This window comes from Streptomyces megasporus (assembly GCF_000718985.1).
GTDB classification, from domain to species: Bacteria; Actinomycetota; Actinomycetes; order Streptomycetales; family Streptomycetaceae; genus Streptomyces; species Streptomyces megasporus.
In genome coordinates this window covers 1-22,719 of the sequence record NZ_JODL01000023.1, presented here as the reverse complement: position 1 = coordinate 22,719, position 22,719 = coordinate 1, and the positions used below count along the sequence as shown (strand labels likewise).

Annotated in this window: 20 protein-coding genes and 1 pseudogene; 7 read left to right on the top strand and 14 right to left on the bottom strand. The window is 68.8% G+C overall.

The window, feature by feature from the left end:
- Nucleotides 1-134 precede the first annotated feature (134 nt).
- Nucleotides 135-989 (top strand): hypothetical protein, encoded by an 855-nt coding sequence (locus IF47_RS32160; protein ID WP_078591969.1) that lies wholly within the window; start codon nt 135-137, stop codon nt 987-989.
- Between the two features lie 40 nt (nt 990-1,029).
- On the opposite strand, the gene IF47_RS0119005 is transcribed toward IF47_RS32160, so the two are convergent.
- The 9 genes and pseudogenes from IF47_RS0119005 to IF47_RS32155 all read right to left on the bottom strand — a co-directional run.
- Nucleotides 1,030-1,689 carry a M15 family metallopeptidase gene (locus IF47_RS0119005; RefSeq protein WP_031510055.1) on the bottom strand — a complete coding sequence of 220 codons (660 nt, stop codon included), beginning with the start codon at nt 1,687-1,689 and terminating at the stop codon, nt 1,030-1,032.
- A 648-nt stretch (nt 1,690-2,337) separates the two neighbouring features.
- Nucleotides 2,338-3,597 carry an ATP-grasp domain-containing protein gene (locus IF47_RS28855; RefSeq protein WP_169745226.1) on the bottom strand — a complete coding sequence of 420 codons (1,260 nt, stop codon included), beginning with the start codon at nt 3,595-3,597 and terminating at the stop codon, nt 2,338-2,340.
- Between the two features lie 32 nt (nt 3,598-3,629).
- The gene (locus IF47_RS0118995; protein WP_051717880.1) at nt 3,630-4,769 is read right to left on the bottom strand and encodes a GNAT family N-acetyltransferase; all 1,140 of its coding nucleotides are present in this window, start codon (nt 4,767-4,769) and stop codon (nt 3,630-3,632) included.
- Nucleotides 4,769-5,404, bottom strand: coding sequence for a C39 family peptidase (locus IF47_RS28850; RefSeq protein WP_106982608.1), 636 nt, complete (start codon nt 5,402-5,404; stop codon nt 4,769-4,771). The genes IF47_RS0118995 and IF47_RS28850 overlap by 1 nt, the downstream gene beginning before the upstream one ends.
- A gap of 29 nt (nt 5,405-5,433) precedes the next feature.
- The gene (locus IF47_RS0118985; RefSeq protein WP_051717878.1) at nt 5,434-6,330 is read right to left on the bottom strand and encodes an MFS transporter; all 897 of its coding nucleotides are present in this window, start codon (nt 6,328-6,330) and stop codon (nt 5,434-5,436) included.
- 39 nt (nt 6,331-6,369) lie between these two features.
- Nucleotides 6,370-7,134, bottom strand: coding sequence for an IS5 family transposase (locus IF47_RS0118980; protein WP_031510050.1), 765 nt, complete (start codon nt 7,132-7,134; stop codon nt 6,370-6,372).
- Between the two features lie 135 nt (nt 7,135-7,269).
- A complete protein-coding gene (locus IF47_RS0118975; RefSeq protein ID WP_245641172.1) occupies nt 7,270-7,596 on the bottom strand; it encodes a hypothetical protein in 327 nt (108 codons plus the stop codon).
- 199 nt (nt 7,597-7,795) lie between these two features.
- Nucleotides 7,796-8,263, bottom strand: coding sequence for a CYTH domain-containing protein (locus IF47_RS30800; protein ID WP_157840005.1), 468 nt, complete (start codon nt 8,261-8,263; stop codon nt 7,796-7,798).
- Nucleotides 8,264-8,944: 681 nt separating this feature from the next.
- A pseudogene (locus IF47_RS32155) lies at nt 8,945-9,278 on the bottom strand (IS1380 family transposase); the annotation flags it as partial.
- Here IF47_RS32155 and IF47_RS29630 point away from each other — a divergent pair.
- From IF47_RS29630 to IF47_RS0118940, 6 genes are all read left to right on the top strand, one after another.
- Nucleotides 9,210-9,533, top strand: a complete 324-nt coding sequence (locus IF47_RS29630) for a transposase (RefSeq protein WP_425423621.1) — start codon at nt 9,210-9,212, stop codon at nt 9,531-9,533. The pseudogene IF47_RS32155 and the gene IF47_RS29630 overlap by 69 nt on opposite strands.
- A 224-nt stretch (nt 9,534-9,757) precedes the next feature.
- Nucleotides 9,758-11,347 carry an aldehyde dehydrogenase family protein gene (locus IF47_RS0118960; protein ID WP_031510047.1) on the top strand — a complete coding sequence of 530 codons (1,590 nt, stop codon included), beginning with the start codon at nt 9,758-9,760 and terminating at the stop codon, nt 11,345-11,347.
- The gene (locus IF47_RS0118955; RefSeq protein ID WP_031510046.1) at nt 11,344-11,826 is read left to right on the top strand and encodes a type II toxin-antitoxin system RatA family toxin; all 483 of its coding nucleotides are present in this window, start codon (nt 11,344-11,346) and stop codon (nt 11,824-11,826) included. Before IF47_RS0118960 ends, IF47_RS0118955 begins: the two co-directional genes overlap by 4 nt.
- A gap of 50 nt (nt 11,827-11,876) precedes the next feature.
- Complete coding sequence (locus tag IF47_RS29625) at nt 11,877-13,904, top strand: NAD(P)-binding domain-containing protein (RefSeq protein ID WP_078591966.1); 2,028 nt, start codon at nt 11,877-11,879, stop codon at nt 13,902-13,904.
- A complete protein-coding gene (locus IF47_RS0118945; RefSeq protein ID WP_031510044.1) occupies nt 13,901-14,497 on the top strand; it encodes a YdeI/OmpD-associated family protein in 597 nt (198 codons plus the stop codon). The genes IF47_RS29625 and IF47_RS0118945 overlap by 4 nt, the downstream gene beginning before the upstream one ends.
- Before the next feature lie 477 nt (nt 14,498-14,974).
- Nucleotides 14,975-15,580, top strand: coding sequence for a response regulator transcription factor (locus IF47_RS0118940; RefSeq protein WP_031510043.1), 606 nt, complete (start codon nt 14,975-14,977; stop codon nt 15,578-15,580).
- 475 nt (nt 15,581-16,055) lie between these two features.
- On the opposite strand, the gene IF47_RS0118935 is transcribed toward IF47_RS0118940, so the two are convergent.
- The 5 genes from IF47_RS0118935 to IF47_RS0118915 form a co-directional block, all read right to left on the bottom strand.
- Nucleotides 16,056-17,240, bottom strand: a complete 1,185-nt coding sequence (locus IF47_RS0118935; protein WP_245641168.1) for a sensor histidine kinase — start codon at nt 17,238-17,240, stop codon at nt 16,056-16,058.
- A gap of 152 nt (nt 17,241-17,392) precedes the next feature.
- Nucleotides 17,393-18,904 (bottom strand): SagB family peptide dehydrogenase, encoded by a 1,512-nt coding sequence (locus IF47_RS0118930; RefSeq protein WP_051717875.1) that lies wholly within the window; start codon nt 18,902-18,904, stop codon nt 17,393-17,395.
- 32 nt (nt 18,905-18,936) lie between these two features.
- A complete protein-coding gene (locus tag IF47_RS0118925) occupies nt 18,937-21,210 on the bottom strand; it encodes a TOMM precursor leader peptide-binding protein (RefSeq protein WP_031510040.1) in 2,274 nt (757 codons plus the stop codon).
- A gap of 74 nt (nt 21,211-21,284) precedes the next feature.
- Complete coding sequence (locus IF47_RS31645; RefSeq protein WP_157840003.1) at nt 21,285-21,434, bottom strand: hypothetical protein; 150 nt, start codon at nt 21,432-21,434, stop codon at nt 21,285-21,287.
- Between the two features lie 127 nt (nt 21,435-21,561).
- Nucleotides 21,562-22,719, bottom strand: a 1,158-nt coding sequence (locus tag IF47_RS0118915; protein ID WP_037732947.1) for a sulfate adenylyltransferase subunit 1, incomplete at its 5' end; no start/stop codon positions are given.

Here is a 22,719-nt window from a genome sequence, read left to right as displayed (position 1 = left end):
ACCGCTCGCGGCCGCGCCTTGGTCGATCGTGAGTCGCACCTCCCCAAGTCCTGGGCCGAGGACCGCGAACGCCGCCGCGTGGCCAAGGTCCCGACGATCGGGGGTTCGCCACCAAGGGCGAGTTGGCCCGGCACATGGTGCTGCGTGCCCTCGCCTCGCCGCTGCCCATCTCCCGGGTCACCGCGGATTCCGCCTACGGGCAGGAGAGCCGCTTCCGCCGGCCGCTGGAGCAGTACTGGAGCAGTCGGGCGTCGGCTGTGCGCCGGCCGTGCCCACGTCCCGGTTCACCGTGGGCCGTCCCCGCATCGAGGGCCTGTTCGCGCAGGCCCCGGCCGAGACATGGGAGAAGATCTCCTGCGGCGACGGCGCGAAGGGCCTTGGCCGCCATTCCTGGGCGGCAGTGCGACTGCCGGCAGTCGCCGAGTTCGACCACCACCAAGGCGAGGTTCCCCACCGGATGCGGTGGGCGCCGGCCCGGCGCGGCATCGGCAAACCCGACGAGATCGCCTATGCCCCCTTGGGGGGCCACCGTGCAGGAACCGGTGTGGACCGCTGGGACACGCTGGGCGATCGAGGAGTGCTTCCAGGCCGCGAAGAACGAGTGCGGCCTGGACCACTGCCGGGTTCGCCACCACCGGGCCCGGTGCCGGCACATCACCCTGGCCAGGGCGACCGCCGCCCACCTGGCCGCGCTACGGGCTGTCACCGGCGAAAGGGGAGGGAGACAACCGCGCCTTGATCCGGCTGAGCGCGAACGGGGTCCGCCGCCTGTTGTCCAAGGTCGTCCACACAGCCCGACACGAGACGGCTCGTGTTCCGCACCGGTCACGCCGGCGACGCCGCCGTCAACACCGGGCTTGGCTCAGCCACTGCCGCAGGCGCGGCCACCGCCCTCCGTAACGGCGGCTGCGGTATTGGATCAGCGAGGCACGTCGCTCGAAATGTCCACCCCTGTATCTCCCAACACGGGCGCACCTCCGACGCGCTGAGTTGACGGACGACGCATGGCACGAGGCGAGAGGCGCTCCGCTACGTGAACGCCTTCGGTCCGTAGATGGCGGTTGCGGATTCAGGTCCGGTGGTCAAGGCCCAGTACCGGTCCCCGAAAGACCAGTGCCACCACTCCGTCGGGTAGTTCACAAAGCCGGCCGCGCTCAAGGCGGCTCCCAGGATCTGCCGGTGAGCGCGAGCCTCGTCGCTGATGTTCGTGGCATGGGTGTAGCAGGCGCCCGCGCTTTCCTCCGGACTGGCGTTCAAGCGGGTGCCCAGGTCGAGCTCGCGACCTTCGACATCAGCGAGCGTGAGGTCAACGGCCGCCCCGGCAGGGTGCGGTGCGATCTCGGGCGGCGACACGTAGCGACTCGCAGCCGATCGGACCTGGTCGACAGACCAGTCGGGATGGGCGGCGCTCAACTCGGCGGCGTACTCGTCGAAGTAACGCTGTTGCAGGTCCGGCGGCCGGTACCCCTCGACGAAGAGCAGCCGGACACCCTCGGGGAGTTCCTCCTGCGCCCTGAGGAGACGAGCGAGTACACCCTTCCGCAGATGAGCGAACGCTCCGGACGAGTCCCGCTTCCGCTCATCGACCAGCAGCAGACCGCACCGTCGCACGTCCACGAGCCGCTCGCCGCACTCTCGCACGGGTACCGCCACGACCCTCGGATCAGACATCAAGATGATCTCAGCCATGAGGCGATCATCCCGTAGAGCACACAGTGAACCTCTCACCCTGTGCAGCGGGGGTGAAATGGCCTGTTCAGTGAGGTCGTGGTGACATGACGGAGACCCTCGTCGTCGAGGTGTCGGCCTCACTCGACACCGACGATCCGAGGAGATCTGTCGGTTCCGTGTCCTTCCCTGCGGGATGCGCCTTACGAACTTGTGGAGCACGTCTCGTGGCTGATCTACGTCCGAAGGCGGGAACTTGGCACGGGGCGGCGGAGGCTGAGTTGTTTCCGGCAGGCCCTGCCGGCTCCCGCGCACCTGCGGAAGAACGAGACGCCGGCCCGGGTCGGGGTGGGCTCGCCACCGGACGGGCGCCTGGTCGGTGTCGCCACCCGTGAATCACCGCCCAGGCAGGCGCGGACGGCGAGGGCCGGGACGCCCTGGCGTGCGCAGATCCGGATGATCCGCCGGGTGCGGGCCGCCGTCAGGTCGTGGGCGCGGCCGGGCAGCGCGGGCGAGGTCCACGGCAGCCGCCCGGCCGGGTCGGTCACCACCGGCGTCTTCAGCCCGTGCCGACAGTGCCTGTGGAGTGCCGAAGCCTGCGGCGAGCTGCGCGAGGGTGCCGTGCCGGTGCAGGTGGACTGCGCATGTGCGTCGTTTCCCTGTGCCGCCTCATCGGATCTCGAAGGAGATGCGCGACGCCGCCTCCAAGGCGATCGCGTAGGATTGCGCGCGGCTGTCTCCCACGGCGTGCACGTAACCGATGTACTGACTGTTGGACTCCACCTCACTGCTGACCTCGTCGCCCAAGGCGACATAGAGCCCAGCGGCACGACAGCCCTCCACGGCTACTGCTTCGTCGAGCCCCCGCACCCCCTCCAGCCGACCCGAGGCCGGAGCCGTCAGATACAGTTCCGTGACCGCTCCCTCACAGGTGAATTCGGGAACGGGGTTGCCCGTGAGCTTTGCCATGAGCAGCTCGGCCGGCGGGACGCCGGTGAGCTCGCTGATGGCGTGTTGGACACCGGCGCCGACGAAGCGCGGATTGAGTTCGACCAGTCGGGGCCCGTCTGATGTGAGGATGAACTCCAGGTGGAAGGCGCCGAAGTCGTACTCCAAGGCGGCCAGCGTCTCGGCCACGTACTCGTCCGCACCGTCGAAGGGAAGGTCGGCCGCGAATCGGACCGCGAGCTCCACGAATCGCGGCGGAGCGGAAAGCACGCGATCCGAGTAACCGATGGTGCACACCTCTCCGGAGTCGATGAAACCCTCCGCGCTCAGCAGCGGGCCGACAAGCACTTCCTCGAACAGGAGCTTGCGCTGCGGACGCACCCGCCTGCCGTACGCGCGCTGCAGGTGCCGGGCGGCCACGTCCCGTACGGCCTGGACGTCCTCCGCCAGCACCACGTCCCAGCTAGCCGCTCCGTCAACGGGCTTGACGATGCACGGATAGCCGATCGGTGAGTCCAGGTCGTCGTCGTGCGCGGACTTGACGCCCCACCGGATGTCGGGGACTCCGGCGGATGCCAGAGCCGCGCGGGCCACGGCTTTGTCCCGTGCGATGCCGGCGCCCAGCGGCTGAGGTCCGGCGAGGCCGAACTTGGCAGCGACCGCGGCCGCGACCCGGACGAAGCTGTCCACGGAGCTGAACACGGCGACGATCTCGCCGTGCAGGGCCCTCAGGACATGCGCGATGTTGGCGGCATCCGTGGTGTTCGCGAACAGCCATGCGTCAACCACGTCGTCGAACTGGCTGCCGTAGGAAGCGCGATCGGACACGGCCACCGCGGTGTGGAATCCCAGTCGCTTGGCGGCCTCCAACTGCGCACGGCACGGGGCCACCACGGCTTCACCGGCGGAGAGCCGGCCACGGCCGCCGCCGGGCAACGTGTGCAACTCCACGAAGACGATCCAACCGTTGCGCGCGGGCATGGTGTCCCCCATTTTCGTGAACTGGCCAGGAGTCATAGTGCGGCTGCGAAAAAGCGAGACGCGACTTTGTCAGCCACCCCGCCCATCTCGTCGGCGAGCCGCTGCCAACGGGCGTTGTTGTAGGCGCGTGCCGCGTCGAGGTCGTCACCGAATGCTGCTCCGGTCCGCAGTCCCCACAGCAGGGAGACATCTGCACCGCGTCGGATTTTCGGCCGAAGGGTACCGATTCCCAGGTGGAGACGTGACGCCCCGAACCGGTAGGCCGCTTCCATGGGGCGGTAATAGAGGAGTTCGAAGTACTCCGCCGCATCCGCCGGCCGTCGATGATCGAACCCATAGGCTCTGGAGGTGACTTCGTCGGGCGTCACATAAGTGAGCGTGCAGCCCACCATCTGGTTGTCCTTGTGGCACGCGTGCACCACGCCTGCGTCGCCGGTTGCCTCGGCCTGGTCACGCAGGAGGGCACGGATGAAGTCGGGATCGGAAGGTTCGCCATGGTGCTGCTGATGCGAGGCGATCAGCGGGCTGATGTCGTCCCAGCACTCGGCCAGCGAATCCTCCGAGCAGGTGTAACCAGCGGCGAGGAACGCCTGGCGATCCTTGCGGATCTGCCGCCTCATATTGCTTGAGCCGGATTGGAGGTAGTCCTCGAAGCTCTCCCCGGGCAGTGGGATGGCACAGTCCGCGGCGAGCAGCCTGGGCAGCGAGCCCGACGCATACGGCAACAGGGACTTCGCGTCCGACTCGTCGAGATACAGCCACCATGCGTGGCCGTCGGCCTCTTCCGCCGCGATGAGGTCGACGGCATCGACGAGTTGCCGGATGACGTCCTGGCGCCGCTCCAGATCTTCGTCCACGAGAATGCGGTTCGCGTAGCCGCGCCGGTTTCCCGCCAGCACCGTGCGTCCCATGCTCCGGGGCTGCGCCGGCATGTCGGGAAAGAGTCGTGCCGGGTCGTACATGCCGCTCGCTTCGGAGGTCACGAGATAGACCGGAAGCCCTGCGACGAGTCGCTCCTCGGCATCGTGGACCAGCACGTAGCGCACGGATGTTCCCGGGTCTCTCTCCTGGTATCTCATCCAGGCGTGACTCGCGTAGAAGGAGCCGCCTGTCAGTGCGTCCCATGCCTCGCTTCCCACATCGTCGAGGCTCTTCACCACGTCGACGTTCATCAGGTCTCCCCCACAGGAATGGCCTCGGAACGGAGAGAAATCCGGAGCAGGCTTGCGATGTCGGGGCCGACGTCGTCCGCGATCCGTGAGGCGGGCCAGTCCTGCGGCCACAGGGAAACGGCCCGGCCCGTCCAGCTCGCCCAGAACCGTTCAGCGGGCAGCTCCGTGTGGTGGGCACCCCACCGGGAGGGATCCGCGAACGTGGCGTACCGTCCGCCGCCTTTCACCGTCTCTCCGCAGAAGACGACGAGGTGTCCGCCCTTGCTGCCGTCCTCGGGAAATCGGAAGGTGCACGACACGATGCTCGGAATGCCGGCCTCGGCGAGGCTCTGCAACTGGGCGGTGGAAGTGTAGGGCGCTGCCGCCCCGGACAGCCCGTGCAGACCAGCGATCTCGACCAGGCCCTGGTGGATCCACCCGTTGGAGGTGTAGGCGCCCAGCTCCAGTCCTTCACGCAGCAATTGACGCTGTGAGGGGACGTGCAGGCCGTAGTGGTCGAGGATCATGCGCAGGCAGGCCAGTCCGCAGCACTTCTCGCCCCAGACCTCCGGACCGCCGGGGGGCCAGGCGAAGCCGCTGTCGGATTGTTCCTCCGCGGTGAAGTGCTGGGCGTAGCGCCGGATGGCGAGCGGCATGGTCACCTTGGTACTCGGTTTCTGGGACTTTATGAGGAGGTCACGCTCCGCTCCGCCGGCTGTGCCAAGGAGAGTGCGGCGGGCCGCCGGAACGTGTCCCGGTTGCGGTGTGCCGACAGGGCCGCAGTGGAGGCCAGAAGTCCGGACACCAGGAAGAATCCCGCGAGTGCGGTCCAGCCCACGGTTCCGTTTCCGAGGACCAGCGTGGCCAGCAGCGTCGGGGCGAGGGCGCGCATCACACCTGGGCCCAACGCGAAGACGCTCTGGTAGGCGCCCTGGGCATCATCGGGCGCCGGCTCGAATCCGAAGCAGAACTCGGCAGAGGTCTGCCATAGTTCACCGATGGTGTAGATCACGGCCCACAGCAGGAGGACGGCAACGCAGAGGATCGGCCCCAGTGACTCGGTGACCGCCATCGTCAGGCAGGCCACAGCGAAGACGACACCGGTCACCCGCGCCATCCGGGCTGCCTGCGGGACCGCACTCGCCCGACGGCTGGCCCGTACCTGGAAAAGGACGACGAGGATCGTGTTCACGATCATGACCATGGCGATCGACCACTTGGGTGCTTCGGCATGGTTGGCCCCCCAGAGCGGCAGGGCGAAGCTCAACACGCTCACATGCAATGCCAAGAGCCCGTTCGCGGCGGTCACGGCAAGATAGCGGTAGTCACGCAGCGGACCCGGACGGCGGACAGCGTCTGCCTCGGCAACGAGGGGCACCCGGCGGTGTTCGACGTTCACACCGACCAGCATGGCGGCGGCGAAGCCGAAGAGGAGGGCATTGCCGGCCACCACGAAGGTGTACGCCGCCGTCGTGTCCACCAGCAGCGCCCCACCCGCGATCAGCGTGCCCACGCCCAGACCCACGTTGGTGGCGGTTCTCAACTGAGCCCTGGCAGTGATCCGGTTCTCCTTGCCGCTCATGGCATGGATCAGGGAACCGACCGTGAGCCTTTTCCATCCTCACTCTGAGCAGGTCAGATGGAGGGTGAAGACGGCCTGAACAAGGCTGGTGATGCGGGTGGTGCTGCACCGCAGCTTGCGCAGGAGGCGCCAGGTCTTGAGCGTGGCCATGGCCTGCTCACCTAGCGCCCGGATTTTGGCATGGGCCCGGTTGACGGCCTGCTGACCTGCGGAGAGCTTCTCCCGGCGACCGCGGTACGGCACGCGGACGGTTCCGCCGGCTCCTTGGTATCCCTTGTCGGCCCAGCAGCGGATGCCGGCCCCAGCCAGGGAGTCGACGATGCCGTGTTCTCGGGTCGCACGAAGGTCGTGAACGGCTCCGGGCAGCGCAGGTGAGGCCCACAGCAGTCTGCCTGCCGGGTCGGCCAGGACTTGGACGTTCATACCGTGTTTCTTGTGTTTGCCGAAATAGAAGGGCTGGTCAGCAACGATGCGGTCGATGGGCAAAAGGGTTCCGTCCAGGATCACGAAGGCTTTGCGGGAAGCGGCGCGTACCGCTGCGGCGAGGTCGGGAGCGAGGGCGGCCAGTAGTTCGACGGCCTCGCTCACGTACCGGTAGACGGTGCTGAGGCTGATGCCGAACCCGGTGGCCAGCTGGGCGTAGGTGTGTCCGCATCGCAGGTGGGCCAGGACGAGCAGGGCCTGCCGGTCCGTTCCGAGTCGGCGCCACCGTGTTCCGCGCTCACGGCGCAGGGCCGTCAGCTTCCCGGTCAGGAACCGCAGGGCTGAACTGGACGGATCGAGTCCCGATGGGTAGACAAGCATGCGAAGCTCCGGGCGGACAGGTTGATCTCGGTCGACAACTCGTCTACCAGGAGCTTCACTTCGCCCCACACGCGGCGCCCCGCTGAAGCGCGACTTGCACCGACCTGGGCAGGGGCAGAGGTGCCGCACCGGTCTTCAGGGCGCAGGCAGTGGAAGCGCCACCCGTCGTCCCAGACCGAACTCCTCGGCCTCGTCGGTACTGACGAACGCAACCGTTCCCGCCGGGACCCCAGGCAGCGCAGCCACGCGGGACGCCACCGCCAGAAGATCCCCCTCACCGGCTCCGGTGACGAAGAAGACGTAGACGCCCCCGTCCTCCTCTCCCTCGTCGAAGACTTCCACGTCACCTTGGTCTTCGAGATCGGACAGGAAATCCTCGACCTCCTCGATCCAGGGAAACGGGTAGGCGCCGTCCGCTAGGTCGGGCGTCGGCTGCAACGGTACGTGGGTCTCAACAACCATGGTGGGCACGAAGGCATCCTGCCCCCAGAGCCTCCGCCCGGCTCAACCGGGGGCGAGTCGCGCCGGCAGCCCTGCTGAGGTTGAAAAGAGCTCCCTGGTTGTTCAAGAAAACAGACCCTCTCGTCATGGGTTCTATTCGAGTCCACGAGCGGCGCCTCGGGATCAGGAAGATATGTTCCACCCCTGCGGCACAACTGCTTCATGCATAAACTGCGGCAAGTTCACGGTTGCTCCAGGCGGGATCATCCGTGACCTCTTCCCCGAACCAACTGGGCGGGATGAAAGCCTTGGCTGTATCGACGCTGTCGAACTCGACCTCAACGACACACAGACCCGCCAACGGACCTTCGTAGACATCAACCGCGGCGACTCGGTCGCCCACCGGAACGATCGAGCGGATCTTGCTCAGGCTGTGCCCTCGAGCCATCTCCCACAACTGCTCGAAAACCTCGTCGTCGATCTCGAACTCGACTTCCTTCCGGACCAGGGAGCCGGCATCCGCGACGGGCGACTTCACCGTAAGCACTCGCACCTCTCCCTTCTCCCTGACTCGAATCTCGGAGTCGGATCCGGGGGAAGTGAGGTAGGCCTGTCTCACTCGTTGCCGCGCCACGTCCCGCGGCACCGTCCAGTCGTCTGAAATCTTGAACTTGCGCTCGATCTCCATGTGCATCACAAGGCCCCGCAGTCGACTTGTCCGCCCTGCTGATCGATATGCCGCCACGAGCAGGCACTCGGCCCGCTCTGCTGTCCGACGAGAACAGCGCGAGGTGAACCGCAGAGGGATTCCAGCACGAAGGACTCGGGATCGCCCATGGATTCGTATCTCGCCGAACCCCTCGGGGGATGTGTCGGTCATGCCCCATTCCTGCCTCCAGTCGTGACGCACCTTCGCTGCGTGGGACAGGGCGGCGTCATCCGGTGAGTCCATCCGGTCCGATCACGTGACGCCGAGAGCGGTCAGGGGTGGAGCTGCGCGAGTGGTGGCGAAGGCCAGCGGCGATGCCGGTGCGCCAGGGGGCGATGCCGCACTCGTGCTCGGTCAGCGCGCGGCGGATCGGCTCGACACCGCCAAAGCGGTCCTGGTGCTCGTCGACGAACGTTACAAGCGCGGATGTGGCCGGCCTGTTTCCCCAGGACGCTCCCCGACCCCAGCCGGGCACCTCTCAATGCAGCGGGCTTCCCACAAGCCCCGCGAAGCTCCCGTGTCGCGCGTCCTCATCGGTGGCCGGCCAGGGCGGGGGAATGACCGAGTCTCGATGGCGGTAACGGATCGCGCCTGCCTTCTCCGGGTCGATCAGCTCCCTTCGCTCGGTGACGCGGGCCATCAGGCCCACTCTCTCGGCGGGTGTGTGAACTCGAGGGCGACGATCGGCCGGTCGGTGGTGTTGGTGGCGAGGCGGGTGATCCGCCTGCCGTCCGCGTCCGTGATCCTCAACCGGACGCCTGAACGGGGGCGTTCCTTGCGCGGGATGAGCCGCATGCCCGTCGGCCGGTAGCCCAGGACATCGCCGGTGAGCTCGGCGACGGACTCGTGCGTCCCGCCACCGGAGGCGCGGCGGATCAGCCCCCGCCGGCCTGCCGATGCTTCTTCGGCAGCCGGCCAAGGCGAGGTGGGCGGCGCTGATGTGGCCGGTGGCGGTGTTCGCGCCCGCGTTGCCCGGCCACCGCAGGGCGGCGACACCCACGACCGTCTCCGCGACAAGGCGTCCCTCGCTGCTCTGTCCGGCGCCGGTCCGGTCGAACGCTTCTCCGGCAAGAGCCAACGCCGACGGCTCAACCGCGGCGGGAACCGGCAGGCCGGCGCGGCCCTCCACCGCATCGTGCTCTCCCGTCCGCGCTGGGAAGACGGTCCCGAACCCGCCTGCGATGCCGCACGGCAGAGAGCAAGACGAAGCGGGATGTCATCCGGACCCGAAGCGGTGCGCCGCCCGTGAGATCCCCCGCGTCATCGCCTCGCTCCGCTGTCCGTCCTCCCGCGGCCACGCGGCTTGACATCCATGGGGGCATCGGGCTCAAGGGCCTGACCGAGACCGTGGAGACCGTCCGGTCTCATCGGGCCAATAAGCAGGTCTAATGGCGGATTGATTGTTCCCGGCGAAGGAGCCCCATAGTTTGGGGTCAAATGTCAGCCGTGTTCGGACTGACTGAAGGGGACGAAATGAAGTTCGGAATATTTCCGGCCTACATCGGTGGCCGGGACGTCACCGGCGACAATCCACAGCTCGTACACACCGTTACCGCCCGTTCCCTCATCGAGGACACTTTCCCCAGCCTGCGTCTCAAACGCGACCTCGACCTGGGAATCGTCGATTCGAGCACGGCGGGGGAACGTGTCGTCGGGGCCTGTGTGGTCGCTGACGACAGGATGGCGGAACTCGCGCTGGAGGCGGCTGCGCGGGCCGCCGAGCAATGGCGACAGGTGCCGATTTCAAGGCGGTTGGAGGTGGGACGGCGGATCGGGGAGCGGCTGTTGGAGCACCGGGAGCCGCTCGTCGAGCTCCTGGTCGCCGAAGGAACGCCCCGGTCCGCAGCCGAGGGAATGATCACTGGAATTCCGTTCACCAGTTGGAGCAAGGAAACGCTCGAATGGTGCGCCGAGCAGTTGGAGTTCCGGCGCCAAGACGGTGAGCGCGAGATGATTCTGCGACGGATTCCCGACGGAGTCGTCTGCATCAATCCACCGCAGAACGCCGCCACCGTGAACGCGTTGAACGGCCTCACCGCCATGCTCGCCGGCAACACGGTGGTGGTGCGGGCGCCGCGCGGGGTCTCGCTCAGTTGTATGTATGCGATGCGGGAAGTGGTGGCGCCCGTTCTGGAGGAGATGGGCGCACCGGCGGGCACACTCAACGCGTTCTGTGGGGCTCCCATGCTGGAGACCTGGCTGGCCAGTGAGCACGTCGACGACATCCTCTTCTTCGGCGGCAGCAAGAAAGGTCTCGAGTTCGAGGCCGACGCGATCGCCGCGGGCAAGAAGCCGATCCTGGAACTCGCGGGGAACGACTGCTGCGTGGTGTGGCACGACGCCGACCTGGACGCCGCGGTGGAGACCATCACCCAGTTCTTCCTGAACTCCGGCCAGATCTGCAACGTACCGAACCAGGTCGTCGCCCACCCGGCGATCGCCGACGAACTCATCGAGCGACTGGTCGTGGCCACCAAGGAGATCAAGCCCGGCTATCCCGATGAGGCGGGTGTGGTCCTCACTCCGGTGCTCGGTGTGGACTGGTTCTTCGGCTGCCTCGGTGAGGCGCTCGCCAAGGGCGCGAAGCTCGTCCACGGCGGACGCCGTCTCGAAGTGGACGGCTCACCGTCGAGCACCGGGTTCTTCGTCGAGCCGAGCATTGTCCGTGTCGAGGGACTTCAGGGCGCCCGGTCGCTCTCCGTCGTTCGTGACGAGACCTTCTTCCCGTTGCTGCCGATCATCGTGCCCGAGTCCGGCGCCACGGACGAGGACCTCCTGGAGGAGGTGCTGGCCTTCGTGAACTCCAACGCGTACGGCCTGCGCAATTCCGTCTGGTCAACCTGCGACGCGACGATCCGACGGTTCCTGAACGGGGTCACCAACGCCGGCAACCTCAAGATCAACGACTCGCACAGTGGCTTCGTCCCCTTCCTGCCCAACCAGGGCGGCCCCGGCCTGACCGGTGGCGCCTTCGGAGAGGCGAGCCATCCGATGCTGCGCACCACACGCCTGCAGGGCGTCAGCATCCTGCACCCGGCGGCCGACAAGGAGCACGCGTCATGACGACCCGCGTACTGAAGGCGACAGTTCCGGCCACGGCCGCCGACGTGATGCGGCACCTCGTCGACCAGACGGCGTTCCCCTCGTACGCCGAGGACATCCTCTCCGTCTCCGACACCGACGACGGGTGCCAGCAGTGGGTGCTCGCGTTCCGCGGCGGCACCGCCGACTGGGTACAGCGCAGTGGACGGCCTGGCGGCGAGCAGCCGTACCGCATCGAGTTCGAGCAGGTCAGAGGGGACTTCCAGCACCTCAAGGGAGCCTGGACAAGCACCGACCTCCCCGGCGGCGGCAGCGAGGTCGCCTTCGAGATCGGTTACAGCACGAGCGTGCCCCATCTCGCCGGCGCGATCGACTCGGCCATCGGGCACGTCCTGCTCAACAGTGCTCACCAGGTGATCTCCGCCGTCGCCGGCCCGGCACGGATCACCGCCGGCAGCCACCTCCTGGGAGACCCGTCCGAGCACCTCCGGCAGTCCTGAACAGCCGGTCGGCAGACCGATCGGCCTCGGCCCACAGGGAGAAGCACACCATGGAGAACGTCTGCATCATCGGAGCCGGCTGGTCGGGGCTTGCCGCCTGTCAGGTCCTGCACGAGCGCGGGATCGCCTTCGACTGCTACGAAGCCGGCTCCCAGGTGGGCGGCAACTGGCGCTACCTCAACGACAACGGCATGTCCTCGGGGTACCAGTCCCTGCACATCAACACGTCCAAGAAGCTGTCCGAGTACCGCAGCTACCCGATGCCCGAGAACTATCCGCCCTACCCCGGTCATGCCCAGATCGCTCAGTACCTGGACGACTACGTCGACCACTTCGGCTTCCGCGAATCGATCGTCTTCCGTACCTCGGTCACCCATGTGGAGCCCGCCGAGGGCGGCGGCTGGACCGTGACCGCGCACCACCGCGACACCGGCGAGAAGACGATCCGCCACTATGGCTCGGTGATCGTGGCCAACGGTCACCACTGGGATCCGCGCGACCCCGAGCCGGCCTTCCCCGGCGCGGACACCTTCACCGGCACCCAGATCCACTCGCACTACTACCGTGTCCCCGACGAGTACGCCGGCAAGCGGGTGCTCGTGCTCGGCTTCGGCAACTCGGCCTCGGACATCGCGGTGGAGACCTCCACCGTCTCCGAGCGCACGTTCCTGTCCGTCAGAACCGGGGGCTACGTCTTCCCCAAATTCATGTTCGGCAAACCCGGCGACGATATGATCAACCCCTTCATCACTCGAATGATGCCGCGCGAGACGCAGCGCTGGGTCATGGCCGCCCTGCTGCGCATGACGGTCGGCAAGGTCACCGACTTCGGGTTGCCGAAGCCGGGCCACAAGCTGTTCAACTCCCACCCCACCGTCTCGGAGTCCCTGCTGCCCCGCCTCGGCCACGGCGGTCTCACCGTCAAGCCGAACGTCTCCCACTTCGACGGCGACACGGTGCATTTCACCGACGGCAGCAGCGAGGTCATCGACGCGGTCATCTACAGCACCGGTTACAGGGTCAGCTTCCCGTTCCTGGATCAGTCCGTGATCGCTCCGACGGACAACGACGTCTCCCTCTTCCACCGTGTGGTCGACCCCCACCACTCCGGTCTGTACTTCATCGGTCTCTTCCAGCCGCTCGGCGCGACCACGGTGCTCGCAGAGGCGCAGTCCCACTGGGTGGCCGACCTCCTGCAGGGCAGGGCCGCGCTGCCGTCCAAGGAGAAGATGCGGCAGGAGATCACCCGGTACAAGGAGAAGCTCGCCAAGCGCTACGTCACGTCCAAGCGCCACACCATGCAGGTGGACCACTACCCGTACCTGGCCGAGCTCCGCCAAGTGCGACGCAAGGGCGCCAGGCTCGCGAAGAAGTCGGGGGTTCCCGCCCCGTACCGGTCGCTCGCCGACCACCGTCCGGAGGAAGTGTCGATCCGGATCGACGCCGCTCCCGAGGTCGTGTGGGACCTCATCAGCGATGTGACGCGGATGGGACAGTGGAGCCCCGAGTGCCGACGCTGCCATTGGCGTGGTGACAAGCGCGGAGTCGGCTCGAGGTTCATCGGGATCAACCGGCGCGGCTGGGTCGTATGGATCACCTCCAATACGATCGAGCGGACAGAGCGGGGCAAGTTCTTCGCCTTCCGCACCACGACCAACGGCGTGCGCTGGAGCTACCGGCTGGAACGCGACGGCAAGGGGGGCACCGTGCTCACCGAGGTGTGGGACGTCTCCGGACAGACCACCGGCCAGCGCAAGCGCACCGCGTCCTTCGCCAACACGATGCTCGGCGGCCACGAGAATCACACCAGGGAACTGCGCGAGGGCATGCGCAGGACCCTGGAGCGGGTCAAGGCCGCGGCCGAGGCGCAGGGCCGGCTCCTGAGCGCGGCCTCTGAGGTCTCCGGCTCGGAGCGGCCCGGAGCGCGCGTCATGGAGACGGCGCGGGCGGAGGACGCGGAGGCCGGGACCGTGGAGACAGAGAGCGGGGAGACAGGGACCGTGGAGACAGAGAGCGGGGGCAAGGAGAAGGTGGGCATGGAGAAGGTGGACATGGAGAAGGTGGACACGGCCGCATGACGACGACGGACGACAACCTGCGCTGTGCCTCGGTCGAGGAATTCGCCGCCTGGATGGAGGAGCACCACGAGGAGGCCGACGAAGTCTGGCTCGCGCTGCCGAAGAAAGGTACGCCGGTGGCCTCGGTCACCAGGGACCAAGCACTCGACGTCGCGCTGTGCTACGGCTGGATCGACGGCAAGGCCTTCTCGGGGAACGTGCCCGACGGCTGGTGGGCCCAGCGCTTCTCCCCCCGTAAGCGTCGCAGCCCTTGGTCGAAGATCAACTGCGCCAAGGCCGAGGAGCTCATCGCCGCCGGCCGGATGCGGCCCGCTGGTCTCGTGCAGATCGAGTCGGCCAAGGCCGACGGGCGCTGGGCCGCGGCCTACGCTCCGCAGAGTACGGCGGAGGTACCGCCCGATCTGCGGGCGGCCCTCGACGCGTCCCCGGCCGCGGCAGCCGCGTACGAGGCGCTGAGCAGGAGCAACCGATACCAGATTCTGCTCAATGTCGAGAAGGCGGTGAAGCCGGAGACGCGGGCTCGCAGGATCGCCGGTTACGTCGAGCGGCTGGAGGCGGGCGATCCGCCGCACGGGCCGCGAAGAAAGCCGTGATCCCCACCCCGTCGACGAGGCGGGCGTCGGAGACGACGCCGTGGCCGGCCGAGGCGGAGACCTGGGCCGGCCGGACAGGGCGGCTCGCTCCCCCGGTGCTGGACGCCGGGGAGCCGCGACGCCCGACTCGTCACGACGCGAAGCGGACCGGCGGAACCGTCTCGTCGCCCACGTGGCACCACGAACGCTGCTCGGCGAGCGGCCGGACCTGGCGCCGCGTGCGGTACGGCTGAGGCGGGCGGACCGCCCGTGCCGCGACCGCCCACACGCCCTGTCGTCGAGAAAGGCGCGGCGCGATTTCTCGGTCTCGCACGGCAGGGCGCCGGTGCGGTTCGGGCCGGCGGCGGTGCCGCTCGCCCCGTGCTTCTGACCTGGGCGATTACGGCAGAATACAACGAGTACAAGCCAATTCACCCCTCCCCCAGTAGCATTTACCGCGCGTACGGGCCCCGATACAGGGCTCATGGGGGGGCGACTGTGGTCCGAGTGCTGCTCGCAGAAGACATGTTGATGCTCCGGCGGGCCTTGGTCTCGCTGCTGGAACTGGAAGAGGACATCGAGGTGGTGGGCGAGGCCGACAACGGCGACCGGGTGCTTCCCGTCGCGCTGGAGACCCGGCCGGACGTGGCGGTCCTGGACATCGACATGCCGGGGATCGACGGCATCAAGGCCGCGGAACTGCTCAGCCGGGAACTCCCCGAGTGCAGGACGATCATCCTGACCAGCCTCGGCAGGCCAGGGAACCTGCGTCGGGCTCTGGAGGCCAAGGTGTCCGGTTTCCTGCTGAAGGACACCGACCCCACCCGGCTCGCCGCCGCGATTCACCAGGTGGTCGCCGGGGAGCAGGTCGTCGATCCGCAGCTCGCGCTCGCCACGTTGCAGACCGGCGGCAGTCCGCTGAGCGCGCGGGAGAGCGAAGTACTGCGGCTGGCCGCCCAGGGGCTCGACGCGCCGGAGATCGCACGGAAGCTGTTCCTGTCCACGGGAACCGTCCGGAACTACCTGACCACAGTGGTGACCAAGCTCGGCGCCCGTAATCGCATGGACGCGGTACGGATCGCCCGGGACGCCGGATGGCTGTGAGCCGGGCGGCCTTGAGTCGGGTTGCCCCGCGGTCCGACCACGGGTCTGGGGTTTCCCGTTTGGACCAGGGTGGATGAGTGAGTGACGACCCCATCACGCCCACAGGGCGTGGTGGAAGGGGCCTGGCGCATCGGGTCTCCCCGGGCCCGCCAAGGCCATGGGGGCGCATCACAAGGCGGAAGGAGGAGAGCGCAGCGGGCTGCGCCGACGGCCGACGACAACGCGGTGAAGGCGCGTGCCCCGGTGCTCTGCGAATTCCGGCCGCTCGACGAGCCGGAGAACGTCGGAGAACGAGGTGGAGGACCCGGAGCCGCTCAAGGGGACTCTCTTCCACGTCGACCACCTCGCGACCCGAATCCGCGGGCACGCCGGTATCGCCGTCCTCGGCGGTCAGGCGTTCCCCACCGGACGGAACTCTCGCAACCTGACCTGGTGGGACTCCGTCAGGTGCCCATGGGCACCTGACGGAGTCCCACTAGCCCGCAGCCTCGCGGTCGGCGCCCCCGCCGGTGTCGGCCGCGGTGTGCTCGGGCCGGGCAGCCGTGCCCGCCGGGTGGTGCGGGAGCTCGACGGTGAGTTCGAACCAGCCTTCCGGGCGAACGCGGCAGTCGAGCCGGCCGCCCAGCGCCTCGGCGCGGATCGTGAGGCTGCGCAGACCCACACCGCCCGTGACGCCTTCGCCGTCGGTGCCGTGGGCGGAACCCTTGTCGCGCAGACCGTCGTTGGCGATCCGGAGTCGGACGGTCGCGTCGTCGGCGCACGCCTCGATCACACAGTGCTGTGCCTTGCTGTGGCGCAGCAGATTGGTCACGCCCTCGCGTAAGACCGTGGCGAGGACCGTGTCCACGGGTGCGGACAGGGGCTCCCGGGTGATCCGGACATCGGTCCGGATGCCCACCGCGCGCAGCAGCGAACAGGCGGACTCCACCTCACGGTTCAGGTTCATCCGGACATAGCTGCTGGCCACGGAACGAACGTCGGTCAGGGCCTGCCGAGCGGTCTGGACGATCTCCGTGATCTCCATCTCGGCGCGCTCGGGCTGTACCCGCACCAACCGGTGGACGAGTTCGCACTTGAGCGTGATGGTGGAGAGGCTGAAGCCGAGCAGGTCGTGCAGGTCACGAGCGAAGCGGAGACGTTCCTGCGTCACCGCGAGCCGGACCAACTCCTCACGTGCCTCCTGGACTTCGCGGACCAGTTCGGACAATCGGCTGAGGCCGTAGACGACCAGGCCGGTGAGGACGGTGGCCACGCAGTTGTAAGCGAGCTGATCCAGCCCGTACCCCACGGCGAACTGCACGCCGCAGGTCGCGACGGTGATGGCGGCAAAGGAGATCCAGCCCGCCGCCGGCCGGAGGACGAGCAGCGAAGACGCGGCGAGAAAGCCTGGCATGCCCAGCCATGCGGAACCGAACAGGGCGAACGGGGCGAAGGTGAGCACCGCTTGGACGGCGTAGGTTGCCGTGCGGTGGCGGGCGGCTCCCGGTATCCAGTCCGGGAAGGAGTGGCTGAGCTGGATGCAGAGCAGCAGCGCCATCAGGCCGCCGCACGCGGAGAGTTCGCCGGCTCCGAAGCCCGCGTTCACCGCATGGGTCAGGGCGACGGCGAAGAAGCAGAGGATGACGACGACGGTGATGGTGCCGGCGACCCGCGGTGCCAAGTCACCCCCTTCGGAAGGCCGGGGAGGGAAAGCCGCGTCTGGACCGGTGGAACGGAACCATCGCACAGGAGCCCCCTACTCGACTGCGTTTTCGCACGGAGGTGCAGCATACGCAGAGTAGTGACGTACCGGACCGTGTAGGTACAAAGATGTCACGTGCCGGTTCCGTCAGGGGTGCCCCGGACCACGCCGGTGGGCAGCGCGGCCAGGACGAACTCACCGACGCCCGACTCCGCGCGCCAGTCGAGGCCGAAGGCGCGGGCCGAGATCGCGGTGTCGCCGAACGCCAGGGCGCACGGCCCGATCCCCATGGCCGTCGAGACCAGGTACAGCGTCTGCTGGAGCGCCCCGACCTCTTTCAGGAGCGCGCTGTACGCGGCTCCCGGGTAGGCGGCGCTCATCCGCCCGAAGCGCGCCGTCATGTTGATCAGGACCGGTGGTTCCTCGCTCAGTCCCGCGTTCGCGCCCGCCTCGGCCAGCAGTGCGTCCACCAGGTCCGGTTCCGTGCCGAACGGGCGGAGTGTGTGGGCGACCGGGTCGTAGTGGTAGGCCCCCCGCGGCAGTTCGCCGGTTCCGGCCACGGTGACGTACAGCTCCAGCGGGTAGGCCGAACCGGCGCTCGGATAGGGCCGGCCCGCGGCCGGGCGGTCCCGGGCGGCGCGGTGGAGCAGCTCCCCCAATTGGGCCAGGGTGAGCGGCAGGCTGCCGTCCACGCGGACCGTGCGGCGGGATTCGAGCACGGTGGTGAGTGGCGGATCTCCGGCGAGTTCGAGGTCGGGGACCGGCAGCGCGAGGACAGCGCCGTCGGCCTCCGGACGCTCGGCCTTCGACGCCTCGGCCGTTCCGTGGAGGGGCCCGATCGGCTCGTCGTGCAGGCCTGGTCTGCTCCGGTTGTGCAGCATCAGCTCGCGCGGTGACCAGTGCTCCAGTACGGGATCGCGATCCTCGGCGAAGGTGAAGGGGTACGGCTCGGTGCGCTCCGAGGAGAGCGCGGAGGGACCGGACCCGGCTCGGCTGTCCTCGCGGATGCCCGGCACCAGCATGCCGGACGCCTCCAGATAGCCGACCGCCATGCGCACCACATCCACCGGTACGTCCAGGAGCCGGGCCGTCTCGCGGACCGACGCGGGACGGACGTAGCAGCAGACCAGCCACGCGGCCTGCGGGGTGTGCAGCAGCACCCGGTGCGCGCTCAACGGTGATTCGAGGACCATGTCGCGGGGGCCGATGCGCAGCGTGGCGAACCGGGACAGCCGGTGCACGGCGTCCGCCGCGGGCTTGTGCGGAGCGAAGCGGGCCTCGCGCACGATCGGCACGACGGACAGTTGTTCGGTGCCGTCGGCCAAGGCGAGCGTGCGGATCACGGCGTACCGCACCGCTTCCAGTGTGGAGCGCAGGGCGGCACGGCGCGGATCACCCGATGCGGAGCCGGTGTCGCTGAAGCCGGTCAGGACGTTGTCCAGCGACACCGGGCCGTACGTCATGCGCTCGAGAGCGCGGAAGATCACCGGATCGGTCATCGGCAACCGGATCTCGCCCCAGTGGGTGCTGACCAGGCCGGTTCCTGGATCGTCCGCCGCTCTCTCCACCGTGGTGTCCTCGCGGAGCGACCAGAGTTCGATCAGTCGGATGTCCCGCGAAGCGAGTGGGGCGGAAGACTTCATGGCCGGTACCTCACGCGGATGGTGCGACGGTGTCACAGGAAAAGCGGGACCGGATTGAGGTCCTCGTAACGGGTGGGTGCGGAGAGGCGGCCCAGGCGTACCGGGACGTCGTACAGGCGGCCGGGGGCGAAGCGGGTCCAGAAAGTGCGCATCCCGGGCACGATCACCTTGACGACCGGCAGGCCGACGTCCGCCCTCGTCTGGTCGAGCACCAGGAGTTCGCTGCCGAGGCCCCGGGCGAGCGCCTCGGCCGCGGCCACGTCCGCGGCCAGGTCGGCGCGCGGCGTGTACGGGAAGTCGGCAGGGGTGCGGTCCGGTCCGGACGGGACCAGATAGGGGTGGCTCGCGGTGGTGGCGGTTCGCCACCAGTGCAGCGGAATCGGGTCGTCGCAGCCGTAGCCGGCGCCGTCCGCCGTGACGTTCACGACCGGCGGCAGCATCTGGTTGACCTCGGCCACGGCCCGCCGGAGCGCCACCCGGGGGTCGAAGTGCGCGCCGAACCCCAGGGTGATGTCCTCGGCGGGCTTGTCGGTACGCCGGGAGAGCGCGGCGAAGACGGGTATGCCGAGGTCGCTGGTGAGGTCCAGGACCCAGAGCGCGCGGTCCAGTTCGGTGTGCGCGGCTCTCGTCTCCTCGATCCAGGAGTCGTCGAAGGAGCCGAGATCCACGGCGGGTTGGCGGGTGCGGTTGTACCACCACAGGGCCACGGCGTCGCGCTCGACGAGTTCGAGGAAACCCTGGACGATGGCGTCCTCAAGGGAGCTTCCGGCCGCCGAGCCGTTGGAGTGGGCCGAGAAGAAGCCCGAGGGGCAGGGCGTGTCGTAGTAGAGCATCGACGTGGGCAGCAGCCGGTGGCGATTCGCGGTCAGGGACCAGACCGGGGTCCAGTCGACCGGAACGTCCTCGTCGAAGGGGGCGCAGACATGGTGTGCGGGGGCGTGCTCCGCGTTCCAGGTCGCCCGGTCGGAGAACTGGTGGGGATGGAACAACTGGACGGTGTCGGGGTGGACGGCGCGGTCGGCGACCTGGCGGTAGGGCGCCCGCAGGGCGGGTTCGTCACCCTGGCGGTAGCCGCTGTGGCGTTCGACGGCCTCACACAGGGCGCTGACCTGCGCCTGGAGCGGGGTGGTGCCCTTACCGGAACTGTGGCTGCGCAGTCCCGCGCGCACGGCGGCGAGCCCTGTGGGCGAGGATGCCGGATTGTGCCCGGAGTGGAAGCAGTTGAGGAAGCCGGGGTCACGCCGGTCGCGGCGCACCTCCTTGACCACGCCGGTCAGTTCGTCGACCAGGTGCCCGTACCGATCCAGCATCTCCTCGGGGGTCAGCGACCGCTCGCCGGTGCCGGTGCCGGACTTGGGCCGGCTGACCGGCCGGACCGGGGCCCAGATGCGGCGGGTCGTCACCTCGGGGTCTCCGCAGGACGGGCACTGGGGCCGCTTGCGCACCGGATGGTGGTGGCCGGCCAGGTTCAGGGTGTCCATCGTCCACAGCGCGCTCTGGCCGGAGTGCCGGTGTCCCGCCATCCACTTGACGGCTTCGAGGCACGCGAGGTGGAGTCCGGCCGTACGGCCTGCGGCCAGCCCGGAGGGCGGCACGCTGACGGGGCGGCCGAGCGCCCGGGCCAGGTAGGTCTCCGTGGGGCGGTTACGGCGCAGCGGCTCGGCCAGACAATGCCAGCACGGTCCTTCGTCGGGTTGGAACACCGGCCCGATCCAGGGCTGTTCGCCGGTGAGCCGGACGGGCAGCCAGGGCGTGCCGTCGGCACGGTACACGGCGTCCACCTCGGCCAGGGCGGGGTCGAGGTAGCTGTCGCAGAGGACGACGGCCAGGCCGGGGGATTCGGTGTCCGTGCCCGCCCGGTGGACGCGCAGGCCCGCCCCGGCCAGGGCGGCGAGCAGCTCTTCGGTGCCGGTGCCCGCCTCCGTACCCCGGCCGATGCCGGCGACGGTGGCGCTGCCGGTGCGGCGGACCGCCTCGCTGCCGTCCACACCGGCCAGTTCCCAGAACGCCTCGCCGGACCCGGCCGTGGCCGGGTCCGGCACCCGGTGGGCGAGCAGGCCGGAGCCGAGGAGCCGGGTGACGACCTGGCGTACCTGGTCGGCGGGGAGGGAACCGGCGGTGTCGGCGACCAGCCGGTCGAGCGTACGGGTGCCGTCCAGCAATGAGGCGAGAGCGGTGACACAGGATCCGCGCAGGGCGGTCACTCCGCGTTCGGATATGAGGAACACGCCCTCCCCCGGAACTGTTTCGGCCCTCAGATGAGGCTTGAATCCGAGTCCGTACGCGGTGCCTTGGCGCTGTGTCACCGTATTGCCCTCCCCTGTGTGGTGTACGGCCTGCGGATGGTTGCTTGCCCGGATGCCGGAAGAGGCGTGCGGGACTACTCGGCGAGCGCCTCGCTCATCCAGCAGATGCAGGTGCCGGGCTGGTACTGCTCGGCGACGGCTCCGCTCAGGTCCTCGATGACCAGGTCCTCGACGGTCGGGATGACGGTGACGGCGGTGACGGCGGTGACGGCGGTGAGGTTCATGTCGACCCTTCCCCTGGGTGCTGAGTTGGCTTGCTGACGAGGAAGAGTCTGCTGTACCTCGTAAAAGGCCGGCAGTGCCTGTGTCACCGGGTGGGCATGAGGTTCTCATGATCATCCGGCGAGGGCATCACGCCCCTTCCGTGCCGGCCGGCTCGTCCGCCATCGCGGCGGTGAGCGTGCTGCCGTCGGAGGGGTCGATGAGCAGGAACGATCCGGTGCGCCGGAAGTCCGCGTAACCGTCCAGGGCGAGCGGCTCGGCGGTCCTCACCACGATCCTGCCGATGTCGTTGGCGCCGAGTGTGTCGGCTCCCGGCCGCTCGGACAGGTCCCGCAGATCGAGTTGCGAGGAGATCTCCGCGACGACCGCCCGTACGGTGCGGGTGGTGTGCTTCAGCAGCACCCGCTGCCCCACCCGCAGCGGGGTGTCGTGCAGGTGGCAGACCGTGGCGGTCAGCCGCCGCACGGCGTGGGGCGCGGTGTCCGCCGGGGCCAGCAGGTCGCCCCGGGCGATGTCGAGGTCGTCGGTCAGGCGGACGGTGACGGACTGGGGTGCCCAGGCGGTGTCGGTGGTGGTGCTGTCCAGGGTGTCGATGGCCGCGATGGTGCTGACCGAGCCGGCGGGCAGGACGGCGACCCGGTCGCCGACGCGCAGCACCCCGGAGGTGATCTGGCCCGCGTAGCCGCGGTAGTCGGGGTGCTCGGGCGTCTGCGGACGGATGACGTACTGGACGGGCAGGCGGGCCGCCACGGTGCGCGGATCGTCGCCCACCGGGACCGTCTCCAGGTGCTCGAGGACCGTGGGCCCCGCGTACCAGTCCATGCGCTCCGAGGGGCGAACGACGTTGTCGCCGGCCAGCGCCGAGACCGGGATGGCGGTCACCCGCTCGACGCCGAGCGCGGTGGCGCACTCGGAGAACGCGTCGGCGGTGCGCGCGAACACGTCCTCCGAACAGTCCACCAGGTCCATCTTGTTGACCACGAGGGTCACATGGCGGATGCGCAGCAGGGCGGCGACGGCGAGGTGTCGGCGGGTCTGCTCGACCACGCCGTTGCGGGCGTCGACGAGGACCAGGGCGAGGTCGGCGGTGGAGGCGCCGGTGACCATGTTGCGGGTGTACTGCACGTGGCCGGGGGTGTCGGCCAGGACGAACCGTCTGCGCGGGGTGGCGAAGTAGCGGTAGGCGATGTCGATGGTGATGCCCTGCTCGCGCTCGGCGCGCAGGCCGTCGGTGAGCAGGGCCAGGTCCGGGCCCTCGGCGCCGCGGCTGCGGGAGGCGTGCTCGAC

Coding starts and splice junctions, on each gene's coding strand:
- IF47_RS32160 (WP_078591969.1), top strand. CDS start 135: ATGGTGCTGCGTGCCCTCGCCTCGCCGCTGCCCATCTCCCGGGTCACC.
- IF47_RS0119005 (WP_031510055.1), bottom strand. CDS start 1,689: ATGGCTGAGATCATCTTGATGTCTGATCCGAGGGTCGTGGCGGTACCC.
- IF47_RS28855 (WP_169745226.1), bottom strand. CDS start 3,597: ATGCCCGCGCGCAACGGTTGGATCGTCTTCGTGGAGTTGCACACGTTG.
- IF47_RS0118995 (WP_051717880.1), bottom strand. CDS start 4,769: ATGAACGTCGACGTGGTGAAGAGCCTCGACGATGTGGGAAGCGAGGCA.
- IF47_RS28850 (WP_106982608.1), bottom strand. CDS start 5,404: ATGCCGCTCGCCATCCGGCGCTACGCCCAGCACTTCACCGCGGAGGAA.
- IF47_RS0118985 (WP_051717878.1), bottom strand. CDS start 6,330: ATGAGCGGCAAGGAGAACCGGATCACTGCCAGGGCTCAGTTGAGAACC.
- IF47_RS0118980 (WP_031510050.1), bottom strand. CDS start 7,134: ATGCTTGTCTACCCATCGGGACTCGATCCGTCCAGTTCAGCCCTGCGG.
- IF47_RS0118975 (WP_245641172.1), bottom strand. CDS start 7,596: ATGGTTGTTGAGACCCACGTACCGTTGCAGCCGACGCCCGACCTAGCG.
- IF47_RS30800 (WP_157840005.1), bottom strand. CDS start 8,263: ATGGAGATCGAGCGCAAGTTCAAGATTTCAGACGACTGGACGGTGCCG.
- IF47_RS0118960 (WP_031510047.1), top strand. CDS start 9,758: ATGAAGTTCGGAATATTTCCGGCCTACATCGGTGGCCGGGACGTCACC.
- IF47_RS0118955 (WP_031510046.1), top strand. CDS start 11,344: ATGACGACCCGCGTACTGAAGGCGACAGTTCCGGCCACGGCCGCCGAC.
- IF47_RS29625 (WP_078591966.1), top strand. CDS start 11,877: ATGGAGAACGTCTGCATCATCGGAGCCGGCTGGTCGGGGCTTGCCGCC.
- IF47_RS0118945 (WP_031510044.1), top strand. CDS start 13,901: ATGACGACGACGGACGACAACCTGCGCTGTGCCTCGGTCGAGGAATTC.
- IF47_RS0118930 (WP_051717875.1), bottom strand. CDS start 18,904: ATGAAGTCTTCCGCCCCACTCGCTTCGCGGGACATCCGACTGATCGAA.
- IF47_RS31645 (WP_157840003.1), bottom strand. CDS start 21,434: ATGAACCTCACCGCCGTCACCGCCGTCACCGCCGTCACCGTCATCCCG.